This is a genomic window from Streptomyces sp. NPDC107498 (assembly GCF_055582805.1).
Map to the genome: position 1 here is coordinate 47,676 of NZ_JBVJPE010000032.1, position 9,566 is coordinate 57,241.

Consider the following 9,566-nt stretch of genomic DNA (forward strand, 5'->3'; position numbering starts at 1 on the left):
CACTCACAGCGACGGAGCCTCCTCGAGCAGCGGGTGTCCCCACTTTTCCACGAAGGCGGCCTCGACGGCGGCACCGACCTTGTAGAGCCGGTCGTCCTTCATGGCGGGGGCGATGATCTGCAGGCCGACGGGCAGGCCGTCCTCGGGCGCCAGGCCGCAGGGCAGCGACATGGCGGCGTTGCCGGCCAGGTTGGTCGGGATGGTGCACAGGTCCGCGAGGTACATCGCCATCGGGTCGTCGGCGCGCTCGCCGATCGGGAAGGCGGTGGTGGGGGTCGTCGGGGAGACGATGACGTCCACCTCCTCGAAGGCCTTCTCGAACTCGCGGGTGATGAGGGTGCGGACCTTCTGCGCCGAACCGTAGTACGCGTCGTAGTAGCCGGAGCTCAGGGCGTACGTACCGAGGATGACGCGGCGCTTGACCTCGTCGCCGAAGCCGGCCTCACGGGTGAGGGCGGTGACGTCCTCGGCGGACCGCGTGCCGTCGTCGCCGACCCGCAGGCCGTAGCGCATGGCGTCGAAGCGGGCCAGGTTCGAGGAGCACTCGGACGGCGCGATCAGGTAGTACGCCGAAAGGGCGAGGTCGAAGGTCGGGCAGTCCAGCTCGACGATCTCGGCGCCCAGCGACTTCAGCAGCTCGACGGACTCGTCGAAGCGCTGCACGACGCCGGCCTGGTAGCCCTCGCCGCGGAACTGCTTGACGACGCCGACGCGCATGCCGGCGACCGAGCCGTTCCGGGCGGCCTCGACGACCGGCGGGACCGGGGCGTCGATGGAGGTCGAGTCGAGCGGGTCGTGCCCGGCGATCGCCTCGTGCAGGAGGGCCGCGTCCAGGACCGTGCGGGCGCAGGGGCCGCCCTGGTCCAGGGAGGACGAGAAGGCCACCATGCCGAAGCGGGAGACGCCGCCGTAGGTCGGCTTGACGCCGACGGTGCCGGTGACGGCGGCGGGCTGGCGGATGGAGCCGCCGGTGTCCGTGCCGATGGCGAGCGGGGCCTCGTACGCGGCGAGGGCGGCCGAGGAGCCGCCGCCGGAACCGCCGGGGATCCGGGTCAGGTCCCAGGGGTTGCCGGTCGGGCCGTAGGCGCTGTTCTCCGTGGAGGAGCCCATCGCGAACTCGTCCATGTTGGTCTTGCCGAGGATGACGACGTCGGCGGCCTTGAGGTTCTTGACCAGGGTCGCGTCGTACGGCGGGATCCAGCCCTCCAGGATCTTCGAGCCCACGGTGGTCGGCATGCCGACGGTGGTGAAGATGTCCTTGAGCGCGAGCGGCACACCGGCGAGCGGGCCGAGCTTCTCGCCCCGGGCGCGCTTCTCGTCGACGGCACGGGCCTGGGCGAGGGCGCCCTCGCGGTCGACGTGCAGGAAGGCGTGGACCTTCTCGTCGACGGCCTCGATGCGGGCGAGGTGGGCCTCGGTGACCTCGACGGCGGTCAGCTCGCCGGCGGCGATCTTCCCGGCGATCTCGGCCGCGGTGAGCTTGATGATGGTGTTGTCCGTCATGACTTCTTAGTCCTCCCCCAGGATCTGCGGCACCTTGAAACGCTGCTGCTCCTGGGCCGGGGCGCCGGAGAGCGCCTGCTCGGGGGTGAGCGACGGACGAACCTCGTCCGCGCGCATGACATTGGTCAGCGGCAGCGGGTGGGAGGTCGGCGGTACGTCTTGGTCGGCGACCTCGGAGACGCGGGCGACCGCGCCGATGATGTCGTCGAGCTGACCGGCGAAGTGGTCGAGTTCTTCGCCCTTCAGCTCCAGACGCGCCAGCCGTGCGAGGTGGGCGACCTCCTCGCGCGTGATGCCAGGCATGCGGATCCTCACGGGATGAGTCTGATGGTGTTGGCCCAATCCTATGGGGCCGGTGCCGCTGCCCGTGAAACGGTTTGCCCCCGGAGGGGGCGGGGTCACTGCACGACCTGGCCCGAGGGGTGGTCCAGGTCGACCTGGGCGGCGATGTCGGCGGGGCGGCGCCAGCCGTGCTCGCCGCGGGCCAGGAGCCAGGCGGTGGCCTCCTCGGGCGGCATCGCGGCGGCGACCAGCCAGCCCTGGACGGCGTCGCAGCCCAGGTCGCGCAGGCGCTCCCAGGTCTCGTCGTCCTCGACGCCCTCGGCGACGACGAGGAGGCCGAGCGAGTGGGCGAGGTCGACGGTGCAGCGGACGATCTCGGCGTCCTCGGTGTCGACGGCGAGCCGGGCCACGAAGGAGCGGTCGATCTTCAGTTCGCTGACGGGCAGCCGGCGGAGGTGGACGAGGGAGGAGTAGCCGGTGCCGAAGTCGTCCAGGGACATCTTGACGCCGTGGCCGGTGAGGCCGTTCAGCGTGTCGGCGGCCCGCTGGGGGTCCTCCAGGAGCACGTGCTCCGTTATCTCCAGCTGGAGGGCGCCGGCCGGGACGCCGTGGCGGGCGAGGCGGGCGGCGACGGCTCCGGCGAAGCCGGGGGTGTGGACGTCGCGCGGCGAGACGTTGACGGCGACCGGGACGTCGAGGCCCTGGGCGCGCCAGCGGGCGACCTGGGCCAGCGCGGTCTCCAGGACGTACTCGGTGAGGTGCGGCATCAGGCCGGAGGACTCGGCGATGGCGATGAACTCGTCCGGCGGGACCTTTCCGCGCTCGGGGTGGACCCAGCGGACGAGCGCCTCCAGGCCGGCGACCTGGCCGTCGAAGCGGACCTTGGGCTGGTAGTGGAGTTCGACCTCGGCGGCGTCGAGGGCGCGGCGGAGGTCGCCGAGGAGGCCGAGCCGGTCGGGGGTGTTGGAGTCGCGCTTGGACTCGTAGACCTCGACGCCGGTGCGGTCGCGCTTGGCCTGGTACATGGCGACGTCGGCGCGGCGCAGCAGGCCCTCGGCGTCGAGGGCGTGGTCGGGGAAGACCGCGACGCCGGCGCTGGCCTCCAGGACGAGGGTGAGCCCGTCGAGGTCGAGCGGCGAGGAGAGCTCGGCGACGAGGTGGCGGGCGACGCGCTGAGCGCTGGTGGTGGAGTCGGCGGTGGGCAGCAGGACGGCGAACTCGTCGCCGCCGAGCCGGGCGGCCTCGGCGCCGCGGGGCAGGGCGAGGCGGAGCCGCTCGGCGATCTGGAGGAGCAGCCGGTCGCCGGCGAGGTGTCCGAGGGTGTCGTTGACCGAGCGGAAGCGGTCGAGGTCGATCAGGACGAGGGCGGCCCGGACCCCTTCGCCCTCGGCCTCCTCCAGCGCGGTCCAGGCCCGCTCCAGGAGCCACTGGCGGTTGGGGAGTCCGGTGAGCGGGTCGCGGAGCTGTTCCTCGGCGCGGGCGCGGGCGATCCAGAGGGTGGAGTCGAGGGCGATGAGGGGGACGGCGAAGAGCGGCAGGAGGACCGGCCGGGTGGCGGCGACGACGCAGATGAGGGGGGCGATGCCGAGGAGGGCGAGGGCGACGAGGCCCTGCCGGAGGAGGGCGGAGCGGGCGATGGTGGGCAGCCCGCGGCCCTGGGGGGCGAGCGTGTACCACAGGAGGAGGCGGGTGACCACGAGGTAGGCGCCGGCGGCGAGGACGGCTTCCGGGAGGTCCCCGATCGTCCAGTCGAGGGGCTGCCAGGGCCGCTCGACGGTCGGTACGTCTCCGAAGAGGGCGAGGACGAGGGCCGCGGCGCCGACGCCGAGGACGTCGGCGGCGCCGTGCAGCAGGCCCTGGCGCCAGCGGTGCCGGCGGGCGGCGCCGACCAGGGTGACGACGGTCAGCGAGACGAGTCCGGCGGGCACCCAGCCGTAGAGCAGGAGGACGGCGAGGGTGAGGGCGGCGCCGGAGCCGGTGCCGCCCCACCACCTGTCCCGGCCGAGGGCGACCAGGTGGCCGACGATGAGGCCGGTGAGGACGGCGAGGGACCAGCCGACGACGCCGGCGGGGAAGAGTCCGTGGCCGGAGCTCAGGGCTCGCTGGAGCCCTGCGGCGAGCACGACGGCGGCGGTGCCCGTCACGGCTGCGGGCAGCCGGGAGGGGAAGCCCGGCGGGACCACACGGCCGTGCGGCCGTGGGACCGGGGCGGCGCTCTCGGTCGGTTCCATTCCCGTCCCTCTCACAGGCGGCGGTGCCGTCGGTGTGCGATGGGCCGCGGTGAGGCGGCCGTCCGTCGTCCGGCCGTGCGTCGTCCGGCGTGCGGCCGCCGTCGGGCGGCCGCTCCCGGTACCACGGGCCGATGTCCTGACGCCGTGGCCGACAGAGCCCTCGTGCGGGCGTGCAGGACTGGACGCACGGTCACCACAGTAGGCCGCCGAGGGCTCGTACGGGCAGCGCTCTCCCTCTCTTGCCCGAATGCGACCTGGCCACCCCTCACCATCTGGTATGCGCCGAACGGGTGAGTCTGCGCGGCCCGCGCGGCGCTACTCGGCGACGGGCACCGCGGCCTCCCGCGCCGCATCGGGCCCCTGTTCGAGCAGGACGGAGAAGCCCGCCTCGTCCAGAACCGGAACCTTCAGCTGCATCGCCTTGTCGTACTTCGAACCAGGGTTTTCACCCACGACCACGAAGCCGGTCTTCTTCGAAACGGAACCGGTCACCTTCGCTCCGAGCCGCTGGAGCGACTCTTTTGCGCCATCCCTGGTGAACTTCTCCAGGGTGCCGGTCACCACGACCGTCAGCCCCTCCAGGGGGCGCGGCCCCTCGTCCTCTCCGGCCCCCTCGTCCTCCAGGGTGACCCCGGCGGCGCGCCACTTGCGCACGATCTCGCGGTGCCACTCCTCCGAGAACCACTGCTTCACGGCGGCCGCGATGATCCCGCCGACCCCGTCGACGGCCGCCAGCTCCTCCTCGCTCGCCTGCTCGATCCGCTCCAGGGAGCGGAACTCACGGGCCAGCGCCTCGGCCGCGACCGGCCCCACGTGCCGGATGGAGAGGCCGTTGATGAAGCGGGCGAGCGGCCGCGTCCTGGCCTCCTCGATGTTCTTCAGCATGGCGAGGGCGTTCTTCTTCGGCTCGCCCTTCTGGTTGGCGAAGACCGTGACGATCTTCTCCTCGCCGGTCTTCGGGTCCCGCTTGGGCAGTCCGCTGCTCGGATCGAGGACGTACGCCCGGATGGGCAGCAGCTGCTCGATGGTGAGGTCGAAGAGGTCGCCCTCGTCCACGAGCGGCGGCTCGGCCTCCAGGGGGCGGGTCAGCGCCGCCGCGGCCACCATGCCGAAGTTCTCGATGTCCAGGCACTGCCGCCCGGCGAGGAAGAAGACCCGCTCGCGCAACTGGGCGGGGCACGTGCGGGCGTTCGGGCAGCGGAGGTCGATGTCGCCCTCCTTCATCGGCTTCAGCGGCGTCCCGCACTCCGGGCACTCGGCGGGCATCACGAACTCCCGCTCGGTGCCGTCCCGCAGGTCGGCGACCGGCCCGAGGATCTCCGGGATCACGTCGCCGGCCTTGCGCAGCACGACGGTGTCGCCGATGAGGACGCCCTTGGCCTTCACCACCTCCTGGTTGTGGAGGGTGGCGAACTCCACCTCGGAGCCGGCCACGGTCACCGGCTCGACCTGGGCGTACGGGGTGACCCGGCCGGTGCGGCCGACGCCGACCTTGATGTCGACCAGCTTGGTGTTGACCTCCTCCGGCGCGTACTTCCAGGCGATCGCCCAGCGCGGGGCGCGCGCGGTGGAGCCCAGCCGTCCCTGGAGCGGGATCTCGTCGAGCTTGACGACGACGCCGTCGATCTCGTGCTCGACGGAGTGCCGGTTCTCCCCGAAGTGCGCGATGAACTCCCGCACCTCGGCGAGCGAGTCGACCACCTTGTTGTGCCGGGCGGTGGGCAGGCCCCACTCGCGGAGCAGCGCGTACGCCTCCGAGAGCCGGGAGATCTCGAAGCCCTCGCGGGCGCCGATGCCGTGCACCACCATGTGGAGCGGGCGGGAGGCGGTGACCTTCGGGTCCTTCTGCCGGAGCGAGCCGGCGGCCGCGTTGCGCGGATTGGCGAAGGGCTTGTCACCGGCCTCCACCAGACGGGCGTTGAGCCCCTCGAAGGCCTCCATCGGGAAGTAGACCTCGCCGCGGATCTCGACGAGCTCCGGGACGCGGTCGCCGCGCAGCCGCTCCGGGACGTCGGCGATCGTCCGGACGTTGGGCGTGATGTCCTCGCCGGTGCGGCCGTCGCCACGGGTCGCGGCACGGGTCAACCGCCCGTGTTCGTAGGTGAGGTTGACCGCCAGGCCGTCGACCTTCAGCTCGCACAGGTAGTGGAAGTCGGGGGTGCCGACGTCCCGCGCGACCCGCTCCGCCCAGGTGGCCAGCTCCTCGTCGTCGAAGGCGTTGTCCAGGGAGAGCATGCGCTCCCGGTGCTCGACGGCGGTGAACTCGGTCGCGTACTGCCCGGCGACCTTCTGGGTCGGCGAGTCCGGCGTCCGCAGCTCCGGATGCTCCTCCTCCAGCGCCTCCAGCGTGCGCAGCAACCGGTCGAACTCGCCGTCGCTGATGACCGGCTGGTCCTTCACGTAGTACCGGAAGCGGTGCTCCTCGATCTGCTCGGCCAGCTCGGCGTGCTTCTCCCGTGCCTCGGCGGGCAGGGCCCCCTGTTCGACTGCCACCGTTTCGTCCTCCCGTTACTCAGGGTTGTCCGCGAGCGACCGTGCCGCTCTGACGCAGTGGGCGAGCGCCGCCCGGGCGTGGGCGGGCGACGCGCCCGCGAGCCCGCACGAGGGCGTGACCACGACGGACTCCGCCAGAGTCCCCGGATTCAGCCCCAGCCTGCGCCACAGCGTCCTGACACCCATGACGCTACCGCCCGGGTCCGACAATGCCGTGTCGGTGGACGGCACCACACCGGCCAAGAGCTTCGTCCCGCCCTCCACGGCCTCGCCGATCGCCTCCTCGTCACGTTCGGTGAGGAGCGAGAAATCGAACGAGATGCCCGCCGCTCCGGCGCGCCGCAGCAGTGCGAACGGCACGTCCGGCGCGCACGAGTGGACGACGACCGGGCCGTCGTGGACGGCCGCCACGTCCCGCAGGGCGCTCTCCACGACCTGCCGGTCGACGGCCCGGTGGGTGCGGTAGCCGCTGGCGGTACGGATCTGCCCGCGCAGCACGGCGGTGAGCGAGGGCTCGTCGAGCTGGAGGACCGGCCGGGCCCCCGGGACGCGCTTGCGCAGCTCCGCGAGGTGCGCGCGGAGCCCCTCGGCGAGCGAGCCGGCCAGGTCGCGGCAGGCGCCGGCGTCACCGAGCGCGGCCTCGCCGCCGCGCAGCTCCAGGGCCGCGGCGAGCGTCCACGGGCCCACGGCCTGGACCTTGAGCGGCCCCTCGTACCCCTGGGTGAACTCCTCCAGGGCGTCCAGGTCCTCGCCGAGCCAGGAACGGGCCCGCTTGGTGTCCCGGCCCGGCCGGTCGCTGATCCGCCAGCCGCTCGGCTCCACGTGCCCGTACAGGTCGACGAGCATCCCGATCGTCCGGCCGATCATGTCGGCGCCGGGGCCGCGCGCGGGCAGCTCCGCGAGGAACGGGAAGTCCTCGAAGGATCCGGTGACCGTCTTCGCCGCCTCGCGCGCGTCGCCGCCGGGCAGGGACCCGACACCGGTGGCGGGCCCCCAGAGCTTGCTGTCGTCCACGTCTACCGCCCCGGGCGCACGGTCAGGTCGTTGATCTCCGCGTCGCGCGGCAGATCGATCGCGGTGACGATCGCCGTGGCGACGGACTCGGGATCGATCCACTTCGACGGGTCGTACTCCCTGCCCTCCTGCTGGTGGACCTTCGCCTGCATGGGGCTGGCGGTCCGGCCCGGGTAGACCGAGGTCACCCGCACCCCGTTGGCGTGCTCCTCGTGGCGCAGGGAGTCCGCGAGGGCCTTCAGACCGTGCTTGGACGCGGCGTACGCGCCCCACTCGGCGTGCGCGTTGAGCCCGGCGCCCGAGTTCACGAAGACGACGTGGCCCTGGGAGACCCGCAGCTGCGGCAGGAAGTGACGGGTCAGCTCGGCCGGGGCGACCAGGTTGACGTTCAGCTGGTGGTGCCAGGTCTTCGGGGTCAGCTCCCCGACCGGCCCGAGGTCGACGACGCCCGCGACGTGCAGCAGGCCGTCCACCCGGTCGGGCAGGCTCTGGTGCGAGAAGGCCCAGGACAGCCGGTCCGGGTCGGCCAGGTCCCCGACGAGCGTCCGGGCCCCGGGGAACTGCGCGGCGAGCTCCTTGGCCCGCCCCGCGTCGCGCGCGTGGAGCACGAGCTCGTCCCCGCGCGCGTGAAGCCGCCGCGCGACGGCCGCGCCGATGCCGGAACCCGCTCCGGTGATCACATGTGTAGCCATGGGAGCCATGCTCCCATCAGCGGGACCCGATCCCGGCCTCCAGGTACGCGAGGGCCGCCCGGCCGTCGTCCGCGAAGAAGGCGAGTTCGGTGAGGGGGCGGGGGAGGAAGCCCTCGTCCTCCATGCGGCGGAACTGGGCCTTCAGGCCGTCGTAGAAGCCGGCCGTGTTGAGGAGGACGACCGGCTTGGCGTGCTTGCCGTGCTTCTTCAGCTCCAGGATCTCGGTGGCCTCGTCGAGGGTTCCCGTGCCGCCGACCATGACCACGATCGCGTCGGACTTGGCGAGGAGCAGGGCCTTGCGCTCGGCCAGGTCCCCCGCGATGACCATCTGGTCGGCGTTCGGGCGGGCCTTGTGGGCGAGGAAGTCGACGGAGACGCCGACGAGCCGGCCGCCCGCCTCCTGGACCCCGTCCGCGACGACCTTCATCAGGCCGGTGTCGGAGCCGCCCCAGACGAGGGTGTGGCCGGACGTGCCGAGGAGCGCGGCGAAGTCGCGGGCCGGGGCGGTGTACCGCTCGTCGAGGTCGGCGGCGGAGAGGAAGACGCAGATGTTCATGGGCTCCACCGTAAGGCGCCGCGAAAAAGGTCCGGCGGGCGGCGATGAGTTCCCGGGACGGCCCCGGTCTGCCCTGCCATGGACGAGGTGAGCACCATGCCGAGCGGGGTCCGGGGCCGGGTCGTGTCGCGGGACGGTACGGAGATCGCGTACGAGCGGCGCGGCGGGGGACGGCCGGTCGTACTCGTGGGCGGGGGGCCCGGCGCGGGCGGGAGCGGGCGGGCGCTCGCGGGGCTGCTCGCCCGGCGGTTCTCCGTCGTGACGTACGAGCGGCGGGACGCCGGCGCGGTGGAGCGGGAGATCGAGGACCTGGCGGCCGTCCTGGCGGCGGCGGGGCCGGGAGCGGCCGTGCACGGCACGGAGACGGGTGGCGTGCTCGCGCTCGCGGGGGCGGCTGCCGGGCTCCCCGTGGACGCGGTGTCCGTGTACGAGCCGGAGCCGCTCGCGGACGGACTCCTCCGGACGGTCCACGCGCGCGTGCTCGTCGTCGACGGGGGCGCGAGCCCGGCGGCGACCCGGCACGCGGCCCGCGCCCTGACGGCGGCGCTCCCCCGGGCCCGGCACCGCACCCTGACGGGCCAGACGCACGAGGTGGCCCCGCACGTGCTGGCGCCGGTCCTGGAGGAGTTCCTGGACGAGCCGGTCCAGGACCTGCCCTTCGGATCGGGCCGGGCTCGCGGGGCCTGATCCGAAGGACAGGGCCTAGGCCGTTTCCTTCGGATCATCTCGCCGACCAGATGAAGATGGCGGCGATGTGGAGTCCGGCGAGGTAGATGGTGGCGGTCTTGTCGTAGC

At 73.1% G+C, this 9,566-nt stretch carries 8 protein-coding genes; 1 reads left to right on the forward strand and 7 read right to left on the reverse strand.

Going from position 1 to position 9,566, the window contains the following annotated elements; translation table 11 throughout:
- Nucleotides 1-3: 3 nt before the first annotated feature.
- The 7 genes from gatA to ACZ66Z_RS34090 all read right to left on the reverse strand — a co-directional run bounded on the left by gatA (nt 4) and on the right by ACZ66Z_RS34090 (nt 8,771).
- Complete coding sequence (gene gatA, locus ACZ66Z_RS34060) at nt 4-1,503, reverse strand: Asp-tRNA(Asn)/Glu-tRNA(Gln) amidotransferase subunit GatA (protein WP_469939615.1); 1,500 nt, start codon at nt 1,501-1,503, stop codon at nt 4-6.
- A 6-nt stretch (nt 1,504-1,509) separates the two neighbouring features.
- Entirely contained in the window at nt 1,510-1,806 is a 297-nt protein-coding gene (gatC, locus tag ACZ66Z_RS34065) for an Asp-tRNA(Asn)/Glu-tRNA(Gln) amidotransferase subunit GatC (protein WP_015036350.1), read from the reverse strand.
- A 95-nt stretch (nt 1,807-1,901) separates the two neighbouring features.
- Entirely contained in the window at nt 1,902-4,016 is a 2,115-nt protein-coding gene (locus tag ACZ66Z_RS34070; protein ID WP_469939617.1) for a putative bifunctional diguanylate cyclase/phosphodiesterase, read from the reverse strand.
- A gap of 315 nt (nt 4,017-4,331) precedes the next feature.
- Entirely contained in the window at nt 4,332-6,509 is a 2,178-nt protein-coding gene (ligA, locus tag ACZ66Z_RS34075; protein ID WP_469939619.1) for an NAD-dependent DNA ligase LigA, read from the reverse strand.
- Between the two features lie 15 nt (nt 6,510-6,524).
- Complete coding sequence (locus ACZ66Z_RS34080; RefSeq protein WP_469939621.1) at nt 6,525-7,523, reverse strand: methionine synthase; 999 nt, start codon at nt 7,521-7,523, stop codon at nt 6,525-6,527.
- Between the two features lie 2 nt (nt 7,524-7,525).
- Nucleotides 7,526-8,224, reverse strand: a complete 699-nt coding sequence (locus ACZ66Z_RS34085; protein WP_469939623.1) for an SDR family oxidoreductase — start codon at nt 8,222-8,224, stop codon at nt 7,526-7,528.
- Between the two features lie 7 nt (nt 8,225-8,231).
- A complete protein-coding gene (locus ACZ66Z_RS34090; RefSeq protein WP_469939625.1) occupies nt 8,232-8,771 on the reverse strand; it encodes an LOG family protein in 540 nt (179 codons plus the stop codon).
- 78 nt (nt 8,772-8,849) lie between these two features.
- Here ACZ66Z_RS34090 and ACZ66Z_RS34095 point away from each other — a divergent pair, with 78 nt between their 5' ends.
- Nucleotides 8,850-9,458, forward strand: coding sequence for an alpha/beta fold hydrolase (locus ACZ66Z_RS34095; RefSeq protein ID WP_469939627.1), 609 nt, complete (start codon nt 8,850-8,852; stop codon nt 9,456-9,458).
- Nucleotides 9,459-9,566 lie beyond the last annotated feature (108 nt).

Coding starts and splice junctions, on each gene's coding strand:
- gatA (WP_469939615.1), bottom strand. CDS start 1,503: ATGACGGACAACACCATCATCAAGCTCACCGCGGCCGAGATCGCCGGG.
- gatC (WP_015036350.1), bottom strand. CDS start 1,806: ATGCCTGGCATCACGCGCGAGGAGGTCGCCCACCTCGCACGGCTGGCG.
- ACZ66Z_RS34070 (WP_469939617.1), bottom strand. CDS start 4,016: ATGGAACCGACCGAGAGCGCCGCCCCGGTCCCACGGCCGCACGGCCGT.
- ACZ66Z_RS34085 (WP_469939623.1), bottom strand. CDS start 8,224: ATGGCTCCCATGGCTACACATGTGATCACCGGAGCGGGTTCCGGCATC.
- ACZ66Z_RS34090 (WP_469939625.1), bottom strand. CDS start 8,771: ATGAACATCTGCGTCTTCCTCTCCGCCGCCGACCTCGACGAGCGGTAC.
- ACZ66Z_RS34095 (WP_469939627.1), top strand. CDS start 8,850: ATGGACGAGGTGAGCACCATGCCGAGCGGGGTCCGGGGCCGGGTCGTG.